The organism is Pseudomonas abieticivorans, assembly GCF_023509015.1.
Taxonomy (GTDB): domain Bacteria; phylum Pseudomonadota; class Gammaproteobacteria; order Pseudomonadales; family Pseudomonadaceae; genus Aquipseudomonas; species Aquipseudomonas abieticivorans.
In genome coordinates this window covers 3,561,446-3,579,793 of sequence record NZ_CP094975.1, presented here as the reverse complement: position 1 = coordinate 3,579,793, position 18,348 = coordinate 3,561,446, and the positions used below count along the sequence as shown (strand labels likewise).

The window sequence follows — 18,348 nt, the reverse complement described above, 5'->3', positions numbered from 1 at the left end:
CTGAGCACACGCTGTCAGCCCTTGAAGGGCTTGTCGAAAGTTATCTTAGGCTCTTTCCACGGGCCTTTGACGCTGTACTGCACACTGGCGAAGCGTGACACCCGGTCGCCGATCAACTTGTCGACCAGAAACAGTGCCCCGCCCACGGCCGGGAAGCCGACGATCAGCGCGGCGATCGGCAGGTTGTTGGTGACCGGCAAGGTGACCCGCAACTTGGCGTCGACTTGGTCGGCAACCATGTCCAGGGTACCGTTGAGTTCGAAATTGCTCGATGGGCCGTTCATGGTGATTGGCTCGCGGGTCACGTACACGCCGTTGCTGGCCACCAGCAGGCCCTTGACCTGATCGTAGCCCAGGCCTTTGCCAAACAGGTCGGAGAAGTCCAGGCGCAGGCGCCGGCCGATGGAGTTGAAGTTCAACAGGCCAAACACCCGCAGCGCCTGCGCGCCACCCACTTCGACGAACTGCCCGCGGTTGAGGGTGGCGTCCAGGGAGCCTGAGAAACGCTTGAGCGCGATCCAGGCGGGCGAACCCGGCCAGTTGCCATCCACGTTGAGGTGGAAGTCTTCACTGGTCACGTTCGGGGCAAAACCCCATGCCTTGAGCACGTCACCCAGGTTCTTGCCCTCCAAGCGGCCTTTGTACCAACTGTTGGTGGCCCCTGGCGCGCCCTCCCAACCGGCGCTGCCCTGCAACTGGATGCCCTTGAGGCCTAAATCGAGGTTGTTCAGGGCGATGCCCTTGGCGGTCGGCCGCACTTTGAGCGACCAGCCGCCAATCAGGTCGCTGCCCTGGTACAGCTTGAGAATGGTCACGTCCACCGCCGGGATCTTGCGCGGGTCGACGTCGGCCAACGGGTCGGGCGCGTTCTCGATGACCGCGGCGTTGGGGTCGGCCGGCGGCAGGTGCACTTCACGCAGGTTGACGGTGATGGGCACGCCTTTGGCGTCGGGCAGGCCGGCCGTACCTTTGACCTGCTGGCTGTCGACGGCCAGGGTCCAGGCCGTCGCCGAACGGCTCAACAGCAGGTTGGCCTGGTCCAGGGTCAAGCCAAAGCCCTTCACCTGGCCGACCTTCAGGTCGATGCTGTTGAGCAGTTGCTTGGCGCTGCCGCCCGGGTCATCGCCGGCGTACTTGTCTACCTGTTGCTTCCAGGGGTCCAGGTCAAGGCTGTCGAGCTTGCCGCGCACCCGCAGGCCCTTGCCGTCGGGCAACTGCACCGCGCCCTGGCCCAGCACCAGGTCGCCACGGCCATCGGCCAGGTTATTGCCAGGCGCGGCATAGGCCAGGCTGGCAAGGTCGGCGTAGGTCACGTCAATGCGTTTTTCCGCGCCCTGCAGGTTCATCTTGAAGGTGGTGGCGCGGCTGTCGCCGGCAGCCTTGCCAAACGGTGCCGGCAAGTCCACGGCCAAGCCCTTGAGGTCGGAGTTGATGCTCAACTGGCTGGTGCCACCCAGGCTCACCTGCAGGTCGTAGGGGATGTCGCCGCTGGCGGGCAAGGTTTGCTTGACCTGCAACCAGTCGGTCAGGCGTTGCAAGGCGATCTGGCCCTTGGCGGTGATGCGGGTCAACGGCGTGCCGGGCTTGCCCTCGGCGAAGATCTGCGCGGTTACCGGGCGGTCGAAGGCCTGGGCACTGATGCCCTGCCCACTCAAGCCCTTGTCGTAGTCGAAGCGGAAGTCACCCTTGAGCTTGCTCAGGTCCAGCGCCGGCTCCTTGAGTTTCAAGGTGGCGTCGGCGGTCTTGAAGTCCACCACCACCTTGGGTTGCTGGCCGTGCACCAGCGGGATATCGAGCTTGAGCTTGCCGCCCAGCGGGCCTGCGCCTTCCCAGCCGGCAAAGATTGGCCCGGTGCCGATGGGCGCGTCCTGGAGGATCTTGATGCCATCACCCAGGGTGCCGTCGAAGTTGCCGTCCACGTACAGGTGCGAGTGTTCGCCTGCGGGCACGTGGGGCACGGTGACCTCGACATCACGCACCTGGGTGTTGAGGATCTGGCCTTTGCTGGCCTCGATGCGCACGCCGCCGTCCTGGATAAACACGTCGCCATCCACGCCGGTCAGGTGCGGCCAGCCGGGCTGGAACGCCAGCTGCGCGTCACGCACCTTGAAAAACAGGCTGATGCTGCGCGAATGATCAGGCGCATCGTGGGCCAACGAGCCCTGGTACTGGAAATAGCCTTCGTCGACCTTGCCTTGCAAAATCGCCGTGCGCAGCCATTCATCCACCGCCGGGCTCAGCACTGCAGGCAAATACTTGGGGGTATAGCGGCCATCGCCGTTGACCAGGCCCACGCGCAAGTCCATATAGGGCTCCACGGCGTGATCGAACGGCAGGCGGATCAGGAAGTCGCCGGCCACCTGGCCTTCGTCACCCAGCACCTTGAGGTACGGCGCGACCAGCGTGAAGCCCTGCGCGTCGAGCTTCCAGGTCAGCCGGGCGTTGGCAGTCTTGTAGTACCAGGGCTTGGCGAAGATCGGGTCCAGGTGCAGCATGAAATCGTTGGTGGCCAGGCGCAGCTCGCCCTGCCCCAGGTCGCCGCTGATGGCACCGCTCACGCTGCCGGCGGCAGGCGCGCCGTGGTAGGCATTGAAGCCGACCTTGTCGAGGTTGCCGGCAAAGGCGAAACGCTGATCACCCTGGGCCTGCGGGCGGTAGTCAAGGGTCACGTTGCGCACCCCGCCAGTCACTTTCAAACCATCTACCACGGCGGCTACTTTGTCCGGCAGCGGCACCCAGGCGTCGATCAGCCCGGTGATCGGGGTCAGGTCCAGGTGGTCGGCTTGCAGTTTCCAGCCTTGCGCGGTGCTGTCGGTGGCATCCTGCTCGCTCACCTGGGCGCGGGTTTCCCAACGGGTCTTGCCCAGGGTCATGGCCAGGGCGTTGACGCTCACGTCATAGCCACCGGCGTTACGCTGGAACCAGGCATTGAGCGCCAGGTCGTTGACCGTGCTCAACTTACGGTCCGCATAGGCGCCACGCACGGTGGGCGCGTTCAGGCGCACGGCGGCACTTTGCAGGGTGCCCTTGTTCCAGTCCACCCAGGCTTCGCCGCCGGCCTTGAGCTCGTCGAGTTTCCAGCGTTGGGTCAGTTGCGGCGGCAGCCATTTCGACCAGTCGCTTTGCGGCAGGCTGATGTAAGCCTGGGCCTGGCCATCACGCCACTGGCTGGCACGCAGCTTGGTGCGCAGGTTCAGGGCCAGCGGTTGGCCGTCGGGCAGGGTCAGGCGCAGGTCCAGGCGCTGGCGGGTAGCCCCGGTCTGCAAGCTCAGGCCCACATAGGTCAGGGTCAGCGGGGCACGGTCGAAGGGTTCCAGGGTCAGTTGGCTGTCGAGCACCGACAGCTTGGCCACCTGTTGCAAGCGCTTGAGTATCTGCTCCGGGTCGGCGGGCGCATCGGTTTGCACCGGCAGGCCCTTGAGGGTCCACTTGCCGTCCTCGCCCTCTTCCACGCTCAGTTGCAGGCCGCTGAGTTCCAGGTGGGCAATGCGTACTTGGCGTTGTTTAAGGCTGGCCCAGAGGTCGGGCACCAGGCGCACCTGGTCCAGGCGCAGCGCCGAGGCGCCCTCGCCGATCATCACGTCGTGGGCCAGCAGGATCGGCGCCAGGCCGCTCCAACGCCCTTCCAACTGGCCGATGCTCAGGGGCATGCCCAGCGCGTCGCTAGCCTTGGCCTCGACGTCGGCGCGGTACTGATCCACCAGGGGCACCAGTTGCCGGCCCAGGCTTACATACAACGCTACCAGCACCAGCAACAAGGCGCAGAGGCCCAGGCCCCAGCGAGTGAGCGCGGCTAGAAAACGCGTCAAACGCTCCATGTCGATAACTTCCCAGCGTATGCCGCGTTGGCCCTGGCAGTGTGCCGTTCAGGGGTAATGAAATTCAGAGCAACACCACATCATATTGTTCCTGGGAATACATGGACTCAACCTGGAACCGAATGGTTCGCCCGATAAAGGCTTCAAGCTCTGCCACGTTACCCGATTCTTCGTCCAGCAGGCGGTCGACCACCTTTTGATTGGCCAGCACTCTATAGCCTTCGGCCTGGTAGGCGCGCGCTTCACGGAGGATTTCGCGGAAGATTTCGTAGCAAATGGTTTCCGGGGTCTTCAGCTTGCCGCGGCCCTGGCAGCCGGCACACGGCTCGCACAGCACCTGTTCGAGGCTTTCGCGGGTGCGCTTGCGGGTCATCTGCACCAGGCCCAACTCGGTGATGCCGATGATGTTGGTCTTGGCGTGATCGCGCTCCAGCTGTTTTTCCAGGGTACGCAGTACCTGGCGCTGGTGCTCTTCATCTTCCATGTCGATGAAGTCGATGATGATGATGCCGCCGATGTTGCGCAGGCGCAGTTGGCGGGCAATGGCCGTGGCCGCTTCCAGGTTGGTCTTGAAGATGGTTTCTTCAAGGTTGCGGTGGCCCACGAACGCACCGGTGTTGACGTCGATGGTGGTCATGGCTTCGGCCGGGTCCACCACCAGGTAGCCACCGGACTTGAGCGGCACCTTGCGTTCCAGCGCGCGCTGGATCTCGTCTTCCACGCCATACAGGTCGAAGATCGGCCGCTCGCCCGGGTAATGCTCCAGGCGATCGGCGATTTCCGGCATCAGTTCGGCAACGAACTGCGTGGTGCGCTGGAAGGTTTCGCGCGAATCGATGCGGATCTTCTCGATCTTGGGGCTGACCAAGTCGCGCAAGGTGCGCAGCGCCAGGCCCAGGTCTTCGTAGATTTCGGTGGGCGCGCCCACGGTCTTGATCTGTGCGCCGATCTGATCCCACAGGCGCCGCAGGTAGCGGATGTCCATGAGGATCTCATCGGCCCCGGCACCTTCGGCGGCGGTGCGCAGGATGAAGCCACCGGCCTCCTTGATGCCCTCTTTGGCCACGCAGTCGCTGACCACCTGCTTGAGCCGCTCACGCTCGCCTTCGTCTTCGATCTTCAGCGAAATGCCGACGTGGCTGGTGCGCGGCATGTACACCAGGTAGCGCGAGGGTATCGACAACTGGGTGGTCAGGCGCGCGCCCTTGGAACCGATCGGGTCCTTGGTCACCTGCACCACCAGGCTCTGGCCTTCGTGCACCAGGGCACTGATGGTTTCCACCGCCGAGCCCTCGCGCAGGGAAATTTCCGAAGCATGAATGAACGCCGCGCGCTCAAGGCCGATGTCGATGAACGCCGCCTGCATGCCTGGCAGCACCCGCACCACCTTGCCTTTGTAGATGTTGCCGACGATACCGCGACGCTGGGTCCGTTCGACGTGGACCTCTTGCAGGACACCGTTTTCAACCACCGCCACGCGCGATTCCATCGGCGTGATGTTGATCAGGATCTCTTCACTCATGGCAGGGTCTCGTCAAAGGTGGTCTTGTAATAATGGCCCATCGAAACACATTGCGCGACGAACGGTCAGGCCCTTGCAGGCAAGTACCGGCTCAGCGCGCCTTGAGGCTCTGCCAACAGGGTATGCCGAAACGGCCCAGCAGTTCTGCGGTTTCGCACAATGGCAGGCCCACCACCGCAGAATAACTGCCCGCAAGGCTCTCGACGAAGATAGCAGCAAGGCCCTGGATGGCGTAACTACCGGCCTTGTCCTGGGGCTCGCCGCTGGCCCAGTAGGCGCGCGCTTCTTCGCCAAGAATGGGGCGAAAGCGCACTAGGCTGCTGACACTGCGCACTTCACAGCGTTGGCCGTCGACCAGAGCGATGGCGGTCAGCACCTGGTGTTCACGGCCCGAAAGCGCGGCGAGCATGCCCAGGGCATCGGCCTCGTCCAACGGCTTGCCGAGGATCTGGCCATCCAGAATGACGGCTGTATCGGCCCCCAACACCACCAGCGGCGCAGCCGATTCGGTGGCGCTGAGCAAGGCCAGGCCAGCCTCGGCCTTGCCGCGCGCCAGGCGCTCGACGTAGGCCTGGGGCAACTCGCCTGGGTGCGGGGTTTCATCGATGGAGGCGCTGATGGCGGTGAACGAGACGCCGATCTGGGTCAACAGTTCACGCCGACGAGGGGAGCCAGAGGCCAGGTAGAGCGGGTTCATCAAGACTTCTCCCTGTCGATAGCCGAAGATCGGGCACCGGCCCGACCTCGACTCAATTGATACTCAGGCGGCGGCGCAGACCACGCAAGGCATAGCTGACCCACGGCCAGAGCAAGGCGCTCATCAGCGCAGGGAGCAACAAGGCCAGGGTGGGTTGGCGGTTGCCGGTGAGCGCGCTGAGCCACAACTGGGCCAGTTGGGCCAGGCCGAAAACCACCAGAATCACCAGGCATTGCTGCCACATGGGGAACATGCGCATGCGCTGGGCCAGGGACATGATCAAAAAAGTGATCAGCGTGAGGATCATCGCGTTCTGGCCCAGCAACGTGCCGTACAGCACGTCTTCGGCCAGGCCCAGCACGAACGCGGTGGTCATGCCCACTTTGTGCGGCAACGCCAACGACCAGAAGGCCAGCAACAGCGCCAGCCACAGCGGGCGCAGGATTTCCATGAACTGCGGCAGCGGCGATACGCTCAGCAGCAGGCCGATGACGAAAGTGAACCAGACGAACCAGCCGTTCTTTTCGCGGGTGCCTACCATCAGTGTCTCTCCGCGGCAGGGGCCGGCGCACTGCTGTGCCGGCCGGTTGCCGGTTTAGGCGCGGCGGCTGGCGTGGCAACGGGTGCCACGGTGGCAGCCGGGGCGGCATTGGTGTGGCCGGCAGGCGCGGCATTGGTGTGCCCGGCGGGCGCCGCGGCAGGCATGGCGGCCGCCGGGAAGCCAGCCGGTGCCACCGGCACCACCGAAGGCAGCACGCCGCCCTGGCGGTCAGCCGCTTCCTGGGCTTCGGCAGCCTCGGTGGCACGTTGCTCGGGAGAACGGCTATCGGAGAACACCAGCAACAGGTAACGGCTGCGGTTCAGCGCAGCCGTAGGTACGGCGCGCACGATGGCGAACGGCTGACCGGAGTCGTGAATCACTTCCTTCACCGTGGCCACCGGGTAGCCGGCCGGGAACCGCTGGCCCAAGCCGGAGCTCACCAACAGGTCGCCCTCCTTGATGTCGGCGGTGTCAGCCACATGGCGCAGTTCCAGGCGTTCCGGGTTACCGGTACCACTGGCAATGGCGCGCAGGCCGTTGCGGTTGACCTGCACCGGAATGCTGTGGGTGGTGTCGGTGAGCAGCAGCACGCGTGCGGTGTACGGCATCAGCTCGACCACCTGGCCCATCAGCCCGCGGGCGTCGAGCACCGGCTGGCCAAGGAACACGCCGTCGCGCTCACCCTTGTTGATCAGGATGCGGTGCGAGAACGGGTTGGGGTCCATGCCGATCAGCTCGGCCACTTCGACTTTCTCGTTGACCAGCGCCGAGGAGTTGAGCAACTCGCGCAGGCGCACGTTCTGCTCGGTCAAGGCAGCCAGCTTTTGCAGGCGGCCCTGAAGCAGCAAGGCTTCGGTCTTGAGTTTTTCGTTTTCGGCGACAAGCTCGGTGCGGCTGCCAAACTGGCTGGCAACGCCTTGGTACAGGCGCTGTGGCAGATCGGTCACCCAATAGGATTCCATCAGCACCAGCGACATCTGGCTGCGCACGGGCTTGAGCAACGTGAAGCGGGCATCGACGACCATCAGCGCGACCGATAGCACGACCAGCACCAGCAGGCGCACGCCCAATGAGGGGCCCTTGGCGAAAAGCGGTTTAATAGGCCGCTCCTCCCAGGCAAATGTTCAAGTGGTCATTCATACGGCTTCAAACCGGCCTGGTTCAGATTGACGGAAAACAATGACAGGCCCAAGGCCCACAGCGCAAGCTGCAGACCGGGCCGCCAGTAGGACAGCTTGCCAGCTTATTCGCTGGAGAGCAGGTCCATTGTGTGTTTGTCCATCATTTCCAGGGCACGGCCACCGCCGCGCGCCACGCAGGTCAGCGGGTCTTCGGCAACGATCACCGGCAGGCCGGTTTCCTGGGCCAGCAGCTTGTCCAGGTCACGCAGCAGTGCGCCACCACCGGTCAGCACCAGGCCACGCTCGGCGATGTCGGAAGCCAGTTCCGGAGGCGATTGCTCCAGTGCGCTTTTCACCGCCTGAACGATGGTGGCCAGCGACTCTTGCAGCGCCTCCAGCACTTCATTGGAGTTCAGGGTGAAGGCACGTGGCACGCCTTCGGCCAGGTTACGGCCGCGCACGTCGACTTCACGTACTTCGCCACCTGGGTAGGCGGTGCCGATTTCCTGCTTGATGCGCTCGGCCGTCGACTCGCCGATCAGGCTGCCGTAGTTGCGGCGCACGTAGGTCACGATCGCTTCGTCGAAGCGGTCGCCGCCCACACGAACGGATTCGGCATACACCACACCGTTCAGGGAGATCAGGGCGATTTCAGTGGTACCACCACCGATGTCGACCACCATCGAACCGCGGGCTTCTTCAACCGGCAGGCCGGCACCGATGGCGGCGGCCATTGGCTCTTCGATCAGGAACACTTCGCGTGCACCGGCACCAAGGGCCGACTCACGGATGGCCCGGCGCTCCACCTGGGTGGATTTGCATGGCACGCAGATCAGTACCCGCGGGCTTGGCTGCAGGAAGCTGTTCTCGTGAACCTTGTTGATGAAGTACTGCAGCATCTTCTCGCAGACGCTGAAGTCGGCGATCACGCCGTCTTTCATCGGACGAATGGCGGCGATGTTGCCCGGAGTACGGCCCAGCATGCGCTTCGCTTCGGTACCGACCGCGACGACACTTTTCTGATTTCCGTGGGTCCGAATGGCCACAACCGATGGTTCATTCAGGACGATACCGCGCTCACGCACGTAAATAAGGGTGTTGGCAGTGCCCAGGTCGATGGAAAGATCGCTGGAAAACATGCCACGCAGTTTCTTGAACATGGGAAAGTGACCCTAGGCAACGCGTGGGTAAAAAAGTGCGGCAAACTCTAACAACGGCGGGGATTTTGGGCAAGGCGCCAATATGGTAAATTGGCAGTTTTTCCGAGCAGGCCCTCACACAATTGCGGCCATATGACCGTAGAATTGGCGTTCTGTTCCGACAATCTAACACACGGGCTCCTGCATATCGCTTTTCCGTGCTGTTTTCCACTGGAGATCCCCATGGCGCTTGAACGCTGTGACGTGGAAAAAATCGCTCACCTGGCCCGCCTGGGCCTGGTTGAAGCCGATATTCCGCGCACCACCGATGCACTCAACAGCATTCTTGGGCTGGTCGACCTGATGCAGGCGGTCGACACCACCGGCATCGAGCCGCTGGCCCACCCACTGGAAGCCAGTCAGCGCCTGCGCGCCGACCAGGTCACCGAGCGCAATAATCGCGAGGCTTACCAAGCCATCGCGCCAGCGGTCGAGAACGGCCTGTACCTGGTACCCAAAGTCATCGAGTAAGGGAATAGAGCCTGCCATGCATCAATTGACCCTGGCCGAGATCGCCCGTGGCCTCGCCGACAAGAAATTCAGCTCCGAGGAGCTGACCCGCACCCTGCTGGCGCGCATTGCCCAGTTGGACCCGCAGCTCAACAGCTTCATCAGCGTGACCGAGGACCTGGCCATTGCCCAGGCCCAGGCCGCCGACACCCGCCGCGCCGCCGGCGAAACCGGTGCCCTGCTGGGCGCGCCGCTGGCCCACAAAGACCTGTTCTGCACCCAGGGCGTACGCACCAGTTGTGGCTCGAAGATGCTCGACAACTTCAAGGCCCCGTACGACGCCACCGTGGTCGCCCGCCTGGCCGCTGCCGGCGCGGTGACCCTGGGCAAGACCAACATGGACGAGTTCGCCATGGGCTCGGGTAACGAAAGCAGCTACTACGGCGCGGTGAAAAACCCGTGGAACACCGAGCACGTTCCGGGCGGTTCGTCCGGTGGTTCAGCTGCCGCAGTGGCCGCGCGCCTGCTGCCAGTTGCGACAGGTACCGACACCGGCGGCTCGATCCGACAGCCGGCAGCTTTCACCAACCTCACGGGCCTTAAACCGACGTACGGTCGCGTTTCGCGCTGGGGCATGATCGCTTACGCCTCCAGTCTCGACCAGGCCGGCGCCTTCGCCCGCTCTGCCGAAGACTGCGCGCTGCTGCTGCAAGGCATGGCCGGTTTCGACGCCAAGGACTCCACCAGCATCGATGAACCGGTGCCCGACTACAGCGCCAGCCTTAACGGTTCATTGGAAGGCCTGCGTATCGGCCTGCCCAAGGAATACTTTGGCCCAGGCCTGGACCCGCGCATCGCCGACCTGATCCAGGCCAGCGTCAAGGAGCTGGAAAAGCTCGGCGCGGTGATCAAGGAAATCAGCCTGCCGAACATGCAGCACGCGATTCCCGCGTACTACGTGATCGCCCCGGCCGAGGCCTCGTCCAACCTCTCGCGCTTCGACGGCGTGCGCTTCGGCTACCGCTGCGAGAACCCGGCCGACCTCACCGACCTGTACAAGCGCTCGCGCGCCGAAGGCTTCGGCATCGAAGTGCAGCGCCGCATCCTGGTGGGTGCTTACGCGCTGTCGGCTGGCTACTACGACGCCTATTACTTGCAGGCGCAGAAAATCCGCCGCCTGATCAAGAACGACTTCATGGCCGCCTTCCAAGAGGTCGACGTGATTCTGGGCCCGACCACGCCGAACCCGGCCTGGAAGATCGGCGCGAAAAACGCTGACCCGGTCGCCGAATACCTGGAAGACGTGTACACCATCACCGCCAACCTCGCGGGCCTGCCCGGCATTTCGATGCCCGCCGGTTTCGCCGGCGGCCTGCCGGTGGGCGTGCAGTTGTTGGCACCGTATTTCCAGGAAGGCCGCTTGCTCAACGTCGCGCACCGCTACCAGCAGGTCACCGACTGGCACACGCGTTCGCCTGAAGGCTTCTAAGGAGAAAACACATGCAATGGGAAGTCGTCATCGGGCTGGAGATTCACACCCAGCTCAGCACCCAGTCGAAGATTTTCTCCGGCAGTGCCACCACGTTCGGCTCCGAGCCGAACACCCAGGCCAGCCTGGTCGACCTGGGCATGCCTGGCGTGTTGCCAGTGCTGAACCAAGAAGCGGTGCGCATGGCGGTCATGTTTGGCCTGGCCATTGACGCCGAAATCGGCCAGCACAACGTGTTCGCCCGCAAAAACTACTTCTACCCCGACCTGCCCAAGGGTTACCAGATCAGCCAGATGGAGCTGCCGATCGTCGGTAAGGGCCACCTGGACATCACCCTGGAAGACGGCACCGTCAAGCGCATCGGGGTCACCCGTGCGCACCTGGAAGAAGACGCTGGCAAAAGCCTGCACGAAGACTTCAGTGGCAGCACCGGCATCGACTTGAACCGCGCCGGTACCCCGCTGCTGGAAATCGTCTCCGAGCCTGACATGCGTAGCGCCAAAGAGGCGGTGGCCTACGTCAAGGCGATGCACTCGCTGGTGCGTTACCTGGGGATCTGCGACGGCAACATGGCCGAGGGCTCGCTGCGTTGCGACTGCAACGTATCGGTCCGCCCCAAGGGCCAGGTCGAGTTTGGCACCCGCTGCGAGATCAAGAACGTCAACTCGTTCCGCTTCATCGAGAAGGCGATCAACAGCGAAATCGCTCGCCAGATCGAACTGATCGAGGACGGCGGCAAGGTCATCCAGCAAACCCGCCTGTACGACCCGAGCAAGGACGAGACCCGCGCCATGCGCAGCAAGGAGGAAGCCAACGACTACCGTTACTTCCCCGATCCAGACCTGCTGCCGGTGGTGATCGAGAGCGCCTTCCTGGACGCTACCCGCGCCACCCTGCCGGAGCTGCCGCCGCAGAAGCGCGAGCGCTTCCAGAGCCAGTTCGGCCTGTCGCTGTACGACGCCAGCGTGCTGGCTTCCAGCCGCGAGCAGGCGGATTACTTCGAACAGGTGGTGGCCATTGGCGGCGACGCCAAGCTGGCGGCCAACTGGGTGATGGTTGAACTGGGCAGCCTGCTGAACAAGCAAGGCCTGGAAATCGACCAATCGCCGGTCAGCGCCGAGCAACTGGGCGGCATGCTGCTGCGCATCAAAGACAACACCATCTCCGGCAAGATCGCCAAGATGGTCTTTGAAGCCATGGCCAACGGCGAAGGCAGCGCGGACCAGGTGATCGAAGCCCGCGGCCTGAAGCAAGTGACCGACAGCGGCGCCATCGAGAAGGTGCTGGACGAGATGCTCGCGGCCAACGCCGAGCAGGTCGAGCAATACCGCGCTGCCGATGAGGCCAAGCGCGGCAAGATGTTCGGCTTCTTCGTCGGCCAGGCCATGAAAGCCTCCAAAGGCAAGGCCAACCCGCAACAGGTGAACGAATTGCTGAAAAGCAAACTCGAAGGCTAGCCCGCTCCGTTGTGGGAGCATGGCTTGCCAGCGATGGCGTACGCAAGAACGCTATCGCGCGCAAGCTCTGCTCCCACGGGTCGGGCCCACACCATCACGGAGAACCCTGAATGCGGCGCCTGGCTTTACCCTTTGCCTTCCTCACCCTACTCGCCGGCTGTGCCAGCCATGACATCGACCCACGTGGCTACGATGAAACCGGCAGTGCCAGCTACTACGGCGCCAAACACCAAGGCAAGCGCACCGCCAGCGGTGAACGCTTCGACCAACACGCCCTGACCGCCGCCCACCGCCGCTTGCCCTTTGGCACTCGGGTACTGGTCACCAACATGGACAATGGCCGTAAAGTCGCGGTGCGCATCAACGACCGTGGCCCACATACCCGCGGCCGCCTGATCGATGTTTCCCGCGAGGCGGCCGAACAACTGGGCATGCTCGGTAGCGGAACGGCGCGAGTCCGGGTACAAAGTCTGACCGATTAACGCCCCTCTGCGGAGCTGCAACCATTTTTGACCTCGCCTCACTCCCCACTCTCAGCCTGCTGCAGTTGGCGGCCGGCCTGTTGCTGCTGATCGGCGGCGCCGAATTGCTGGTGCGTGCCGCCGTGCGCCTGGCGGCAAGCCTGAAGGTACGCCCGGTGATCATCGGCCTGAGTGTCGTGGCCTTCGGCAGCAGCGCGCCGCAAATGGCCGTCAGCCTGCAGGCCGCCTTCACCGGCGCACCGGACATCTCGGTAGGCAGCGTATTTGGCAGCAACATCTTTAATATCCTGGTGACCCTGGGCCTGTGCGCACTGATTATTCCGCTGCGGGTGTCACGGCAACTGGTGCGCCTGGACATCCCACTGATGATCGGCGCCAGCGTGCTGGTATTTTTGCTGTGCCTGAACGAAGAGCTGGGCCGCCTCGAAGGCCTACTGTTGCTGATTGCCCTGTTGGTTTACCTAGGGCTGCTGCGCCGCCAGTCGCGCCAGCATGGGCGCACCTACCTCAGCACCGACCACCTGCCCGCCGGCGGCCCGCTGCCATGGGCGCGCAGCGCGCTGATGATGGTCCCGGGGCTGGCCATGCTGATTTTCGGCGGCCATCTGGTGCTGGACGCCGCCACCGAAGTGGCGCTGGACTTCGGCCTGTCCGACCGCATCATCGGTCTGACCATCGTCGCCGTCAGCACCTCGCTGCCCGAACTGTTCACCTCGCTGATCGCCGCCCTGCGCGGCGAGCGCGACATTGCCGTGGGCAACGTGATCGGCAGCAACCTGTTCAACCTGCTGGGGGTGCTGGGCGTCACCGCAGTCATCGCCCCCACCCCGCTGTCCATCTCGCCCAACGCGCTGGACTTCGACCTGCCGGTGATGCTCGGCGTGGCCGCGCTGTGCCTGCCGATGTTTTATTCGGGCTACCGCATCACCCGCGCCGAAGGCCTGGTGCTGCTGGGCTTGTACACCGCCTACGGGCTGCACGTGGTCACTTTCACTACCGGTATGCCCCTGGCCGCCCGGCTCGAGCACCTGATGCTGTTTTACATCCTGCCGCTGTTGGCGTTGTTCGTGCTGCTGAGCACGTGGCGCGCCTGGCGACGACAACACTGAAAGGAGATGAGTGATGAGTGAGCACGACAAGAAAGCCGGCGTCGAAATGCGCCGCCAGGTCATGGGCGATGTCTTCGTCGATCGCGCCCTGAACAACGCTACCGAGTTCACCCAGCCGTTGCAGGACTTCGTCAACGATCACGCCTGGGGCGGCGTATGGAACCGCGGCGGGCTGGACCTGAAAACCCGCAGCCTGATCACCTTGGCCTGCCTGACCTCGCTCAAATGCTCGCAAGAGCTCAAGGGCCACGTGCGCGGCGCCTTGAACAATGGCTGTACGGTGGAGGAGATTCGCGAGGCGTTGCTGCATTGCGCCGTGTATGCCGGCGTACCTGCTGCCATCGATGCCTTCCGCTCGGCGCAAGAAGTCATCGAGGGCAGCGGCAAGCCATAAGCTGCGAGCTGCTTTTCAGCGCTTGTTCTTGATCAGGTAAGTGGCACCCAGCACGGCCATCCACACTGGAATCAACAGCACCGAGATACGGATGCCCGGGGTCATGTACATCACCACCAGGATGCCAGCCAAAAACAGCAGGCAGAGGTAGTTGGTGGCCGGGTAGCCCCAGCTCTGGAACAGGGTGGTTTGCCCGGCAATGCGCTTGGCCTTGCGGAACTTCAAGTGGGTGATGCTGATGATGCCCCAGTTGATCACCAGTGCCGACACCACCAGGGCCATCAGCAATTCGAAGGCCTCACCGGGCATCACGTAGTTGATCACCACGCACAGGCCGGTGGCCAACGCAGAGATCCCCAGCGCTGCCAGGGGCACGCCACGGCGGTTGACCTTGAGCATCGACTTGGGCGCATCGCCCTGGGCGGCCAGGCCGAACAGCATGCGGCTGTTGCAGTACACACAACTGTTGTACACCGACAGCGCGGCCGTCAGCACCACGGCGTTCAGCAAGGTCGCCACCAGGTTGCTGTCCAGCGCGTGGAAGATCATCACGAACGGGCTACCGCCCAATGCGACTTTCTGCCAAGGGTACAGCGACAGCAGGATGGCCAACGCGCCCACGTAAAACAACAGGATCCGGTAGATGACCTGGTTGGTCGCCTTGGGGATGCTGGTTTGCGGGTTATCGGCTTCGGCAGCGGTAATGCCCACCAGCTCCAAGCCCCCGAACGAGAACATGATCACGGCCATGGCCAGCAGCAAGCCGCTCACGCCATGGGGGAAAAAGCCGCCGTACTGCCACAGGTTGGCCACGCTTGCGTCCGGGCCGCCGTTGCCACTGGCCAGCAGCCAGGCACCGAAGGCGATCATGCTGACGATGGCTGCCACCTTGATCAGCGAAAACCAGAACTCCATTTCGCCATAGACCTTCACCTGGGTCAGGTTGATCAAGTTGATCAACACGAAAAACACGGCAGCCGACACCCAGGTCGGCACGCCTGGCCACCAGTACTGGATGTAGATGCCGACCGCGGTCAGTTCGGCCATGCCCACCAGCACATACAGCACCCAGTAGTTCCAACCCGACATGAAGCCGGCGAAGTTGCTCCAGTAGCTGTTGGCAAAATGGCTGAAGGTACCGGCCACCGGCTCCTCGACCACCATCTCGCCCAGCTGGCGCATGATGAAAAAGGCGATCAGGCCGGCAATGGCGTAACCGAGGATGACCGAAGGCCCGGCCATGTTGATGGTCTGGGCAATGCCCAGGAACAACCCGGTACCGATGGCTCCGCCCAGGGCGATCAGCTGGATATGCCGATTCTTCAGGCCGCGGTGCAGGCCCTCGACGGCAGTGTTTTGGTCCATGGAGCTTCCTTAAGCGTGGAACGGCGACAATAGATGGCGCACAGGATCTAGATCCAGCCGCCCCACTGCAATAGGAAAATACCGATATTGGTGGTAATCGCTGCACCTATCGTCGTAATCACGATGATCGCTGCCGCCAATTGGTGGTTGCCATTGGCCGCTCGGGCCATCACGTAACTGGCGGCCGCGGTCGGGCTGCCGATGTACAAAAACAGAATACCCAACTCGGCGCCGCGAAACCCGCAGAAAAACCCACCGGCCGTGCCGATGATCGGCAACCAGACCATCTTCACCAGGCTGGCGTCCACCGCCAGCTTGCCGCTCTCGCGCAGCACCGCCAGCGACAGCGTGCCGCCGATACAGATGAGTGCCAGCGGCAGGGTCATCTGCGCCAGGTAATCGCCCGACATCAGCAGCCAGTTGGGCAAACCGACCTGCAGATAGGCCATGGGCGTGGCCAGCAACACGCTGATGATCAGCGGGTTGAGCAGGATGCTCTTGAACACGCTCCAAGGGTCGGACTTGATGTTCGGACTGTAGATGGCCAGCACGATGGTCGACAGGGTGTTGTAGAGCAGAATCACCAGGCCGGCGAGGATCGCCCCCAGCGAGATGCCATAGTCGCCGTACATGCTGCCCGCCAACGCCAGGCCGACCACGCCGTTGTTACCGCGAAAGGCACCCTGGGTATAGATGCCGCGATCCTCTGGCGGGCAACGCCAGATGGCCATGCCCCAGGCAAAGGCGAAACAGACCAGGGTGGCGACCGTGAAGTAGGCCAACAGCCCAGGCTTCATCGCTGCCCCCAGGTCCGCGTGATAGATGCCCAGGAACAGCAGGCACGGCATGCACACGTTGAACACCAGTGCCGAGGCGATCTGGATGAAGTTGTCGTTGATCCAGTCGATGCGCTTGAGGAATATGCCCAAAAACAGCATGGCAAATACCGGGGCGGTGATGTTCAGGGTTTGCAGAAAGATCGCCAGCATGCCGGGGGAACCTGTTGCCTGTGGTCAGGAAGGGGCAATGATAGCGTTATACACAACCCCCTGTAGGAGCGGATTTATCCGCGAAACACACACCGCGATCATTCGGCTGAACCGCAGCGACCTTTTCGCGGAAGAATCCACTCCTACACGGGTACCTGTCAGGTGATGGGCGCCGGGTTGAACAACACGATATCGTTATGCAACCGGTGCTTCTCGGCCCAGGTCTCTTTTTTGCCGCTGGCCACGTCCAGGTAGTAGTGAAACAGCTCCCAGCCCAACTCCTCGATCGTCGCCCGCCCGGTGGCGATGCGCCCGGCGTCGATATCGATCAGGTCCGGCCAGCGCTGGGCCAGCTCGGTCCGGGTCGAGACTTTCACTACCGGCGCCATCGCCAGGCCGTAAGGGGTGCCGCGGCCGGTGGTGAACACGTGCAGGTTCATGCCGGCGGCCAATTGCAAGGTGCCGCAGACAAAATCGCTGGCCGGGGTGGCGCAGAAGATCAAGCCTTTGTGCTGCACCCGCTCGCCCGGCCCCACCACGCCATTGATGGCGCTGCTGCCTGACTTGACGATCGAACCCAAGGATTTCTCGACGATGTTCGACAACCCGCCCTTCTTGTTGCCTGGCGTGGTATTGGCGCTACGGTCCGCCTCACCCTTGGCCAGGTAACGGTCGTACCAGTCCATTTCGTGCACCAGCGCCTCGGCCACTTTCTGGTCCTGGGCGCGGGAGGTCAGTAGGTAAATGGCGTCACGCACCTCGGTCACTTCCGAGAACATCACCGTGGCACCGGCGCGCAACAGCAGGTCGCTGGCGTAGCCCAGGGCCGGGTTGGCGGTGATGCCGGAAAATGCGTCGCTGCCGCCGCACTGCATGCCCAGGATCAACTCGCTGGCCGGCACGGTTTCGCGGCGGCGCAGGTCGAGTTTTTTCAAGCGCACTTCGGCCAGTTCCATGATCTGCTCGATCATTTCGACAAAACCGTGGCTGGAATCCTGCAGGCGGTACAGCCAAGGCTCACTGAGGTCGACCGACAGGTCGCCGTCGTGCATCACCTGGCCGGCCTGCAACTTCTCGCAGCCCAGGCTGATGACCAAGGCTTCGCCACCCAGGTTGGGGTTGCGCGCCAGGTTGCGCACGGTACGGATCGGGATATAGGCGTCGGTGGCGGTGATCGCCACGCCGCAGCCATAGCTGTGGGTCAGCGCGACCACGTCGTCGACGTTAGGGTATTTGGGCAGCAGCTCTTCGCGGATGCGTTTCACCGCATGGTCCAGCACCCCGGTCACGCACTGTACGGTGGTGGTGATACCAAGGATGTTGCGCGTGCCGACGGTACCATCGACGTTCCTGAAGCCCTCGAAGGTGTAACCCGTAAGCGGCGGCAAGGCGGCCGGCACCGCGTCGGACATCGGCAACTTATCCAGTTGCGGCGCGGTGGGCATGCGCAGCAGGTCTTCCTTGACCCAACTGCCACGGGGGATCGGCTGCAGGGCATAACCGATGACCTGGCCGTAGCGAATGATTTCGCCGCCCACGGGGATGTCCACCAGGTTGACCTTGTGGCTCTGCGGCACGTGATCGATGGTGACCAGGCCGCCGGGCAATTCGGTGCCGGCCGGTACACCCTGGTCGTTGACGATCACGACCACGTTATCCAGCGGGTTGAGCTGAATGACCCGAGGCGAGTCAGCGTGTTGAATCAACTGCATGGG

The 18,348-nt window shown here is 63.3% G+C and carries 15 protein-coding genes; 6 read left to right on the top strand and 9 right to left on the bottom strand.

Going from position 1 to position 18,348, the window contains the following annotated elements; translation table 11 throughout:
* Nucleotides 1-14 precede the first annotated feature (14 nt).
* From L9B60_RS16375 to mreB, 6 genes are all read right to left on the bottom strand, one after another.
* On the bottom strand, nucleotides 15-3,818 hold the full coding sequence (locus L9B60_RS16375; protein WP_249671691.1) for a YhdP family protein: 3,804 nt from the start codon (nucleotides 3,816-3,818) through the stop codon (nucleotides 15-17).
* A gap of 64 nt (nucleotides 3,819-3,882) precedes the next feature.
* Nucleotides 3,883-5,340: a ribonuclease G gene (rng, locus tag L9B60_RS16370; protein ID WP_249671690.1), complete on the bottom strand. Its 1,458-nt coding sequence runs from the start codon at nucleotides 5,338-5,340 to the stop codon at nucleotides 3,883-3,885.
* A 91-nt stretch (nucleotides 5,341-5,431) separates the two neighbouring features.
* Nucleotides 5,432-6,037 carry a Maf family protein gene (locus L9B60_RS16365; protein WP_249671689.1) on the bottom strand — a complete coding sequence of 202 codons (606 nt, stop codon included), beginning with the start codon at nucleotides 6,035-6,037 and terminating at the stop codon, nucleotides 5,432-5,434.
* A 52-nt stretch (nucleotides 6,038-6,089) separates the two neighbouring features.
* Nucleotides 6,090-6,578 carry a rod shape-determining protein MreD gene (gene mreD / locus L9B60_RS16360; protein WP_249671688.1) on the bottom strand — a complete coding sequence of 163 codons (489 nt, stop codon included), beginning with the start codon at nucleotides 6,576-6,578 and terminating at the stop codon, nucleotides 6,090-6,092.
* Complete coding sequence (gene mreC, locus L9B60_RS16355) at nucleotides 6,578-7,648, bottom strand: rod shape-determining protein MreC (RefSeq protein WP_249671687.1); 1,071 nt, start codon at nucleotides 7,646-7,648, stop codon at nucleotides 6,578-6,580. Before mreC ends, mreD begins: the two co-directional genes overlap by 1 nt.
* Before the next feature lie 173 nt (nucleotides 7,649-7,821).
* The gene (gene mreB / locus L9B60_RS16350; RefSeq protein ID WP_008371426.1) at nucleotides 7,822-8,859 is read right to left on the bottom strand and encodes a rod shape-determining protein MreB; all 1,038 of its coding nucleotides are present in this window, start codon (nucleotides 8,857-8,859) and stop codon (nucleotides 7,822-7,824) included.
* Between the two features lie 222 nt (nucleotides 8,860-9,081).
* On the opposite strand from mreB, the gene gatC reads away from it, so the two are divergent.
* The 6 genes from gatC to L9B60_RS16320 all read left to right on the top strand — a co-directional run bounded on the left by gatC (nucleotide 9,082) and on the right by L9B60_RS16320 (nucleotide 14,279).
* Nucleotides 9,082-9,369 carry an Asp-tRNA(Asn)/Glu-tRNA(Gln) amidotransferase subunit GatC gene (gatC, locus tag L9B60_RS16345; RefSeq protein WP_249671686.1) on the top strand — a complete coding sequence of 96 codons (288 nt, stop codon included), beginning with the start codon at nucleotides 9,082-9,084 and terminating at the stop codon, nucleotides 9,367-9,369.
* A 16-nt stretch (nucleotides 9,370-9,385) separates the two neighbouring features.
* Nucleotides 9,386-10,837 carry an Asp-tRNA(Asn)/Glu-tRNA(Gln) amidotransferase subunit GatA gene (gatA, locus tag L9B60_RS16340; protein WP_249671685.1) on the top strand — a complete coding sequence of 484 codons (1,452 nt, stop codon included), beginning with the start codon at nucleotides 9,386-9,388 and terminating at the stop codon, nucleotides 10,835-10,837.
* A gap of 11 nt (nucleotides 10,838-10,848) precedes the next feature.
* Nucleotides 10,849-12,294 carry an Asp-tRNA(Asn)/Glu-tRNA(Gln) amidotransferase subunit GatB gene (gatB, locus tag L9B60_RS16335; RefSeq protein WP_249671684.1) on the top strand — a complete coding sequence of 482 codons (1,446 nt, stop codon included), beginning with the start codon at nucleotides 10,849-10,851 and terminating at the stop codon, nucleotides 12,292-12,294.
* A 110-nt stretch (nucleotides 12,295-12,404) separates the two neighbouring features.
* The gene (locus L9B60_RS16330; protein ID WP_249671683.1) at nucleotides 12,405-12,776 is read left to right on the top strand and encodes a septal ring lytic transglycosylase RlpA family protein; all 372 of its coding nucleotides are present in this window, start codon (nucleotides 12,405-12,407) and stop codon (nucleotides 12,774-12,776) included.
* A 56-nt stretch (nucleotides 12,777-12,832) separates the two neighbouring features.
* The gene (locus tag L9B60_RS16325; protein WP_249679753.1) at nucleotides 12,833-13,885 is read left to right on the top strand and encodes a calcium/sodium antiporter; all 1,053 of its coding nucleotides are present in this window, start codon (nucleotides 12,833-12,835) and stop codon (nucleotides 13,883-13,885) included.
* 13 nt (nucleotides 13,886-13,898) lie between these two features.
* On the top strand, nucleotides 13,899-14,279 hold the full coding sequence (locus tag L9B60_RS16320; RefSeq protein WP_249671682.1) for a carboxymuconolactone decarboxylase family protein: 381 nt from the start codon (nucleotides 13,899-13,901) through the stop codon (nucleotides 14,277-14,279).
* Nucleotides 14,280-14,294: 15 nt separating this feature from the next.
* On the opposite strand, the gene L9B60_RS16315 is transcribed toward L9B60_RS16320, so the two are convergent.
* The 3 genes from L9B60_RS16315 to garD all read right to left on the bottom strand — a co-directional run bounded on the left by L9B60_RS16315 (nucleotide 14,295) and on the right by garD (nucleotide 18,345).
* A complete protein-coding gene (locus tag L9B60_RS16315) occupies nucleotides 14,295-15,644 on the bottom strand; it encodes an amino acid permease (RefSeq protein ID WP_249671681.1) in 1,350 nt (449 codons plus the stop codon).
* 47 nt (nucleotides 15,645-15,691) lie between these two features.
* Nucleotides 15,692-16,633: an AEC family transporter gene (locus L9B60_RS16310; RefSeq protein WP_249671680.1), complete on the bottom strand. Its 942-nt coding sequence runs from the start codon at nucleotides 16,631-16,633 to the stop codon at nucleotides 15,692-15,694.
* A 158-nt stretch (nucleotides 16,634-16,791) separates the two neighbouring features.
* Nucleotides 16,792-18,345 carry a galactarate dehydratase gene (gene garD, locus L9B60_RS16305; RefSeq protein ID WP_249671679.1) on the bottom strand — a complete coding sequence of 518 codons (1,554 nt, stop codon included), beginning with the start codon at nucleotides 18,343-18,345 and terminating at the stop codon, nucleotides 16,792-16,794.
* Between the last annotated feature and the right edge of the window lie 3 nt (nucleotides 18,346-18,348).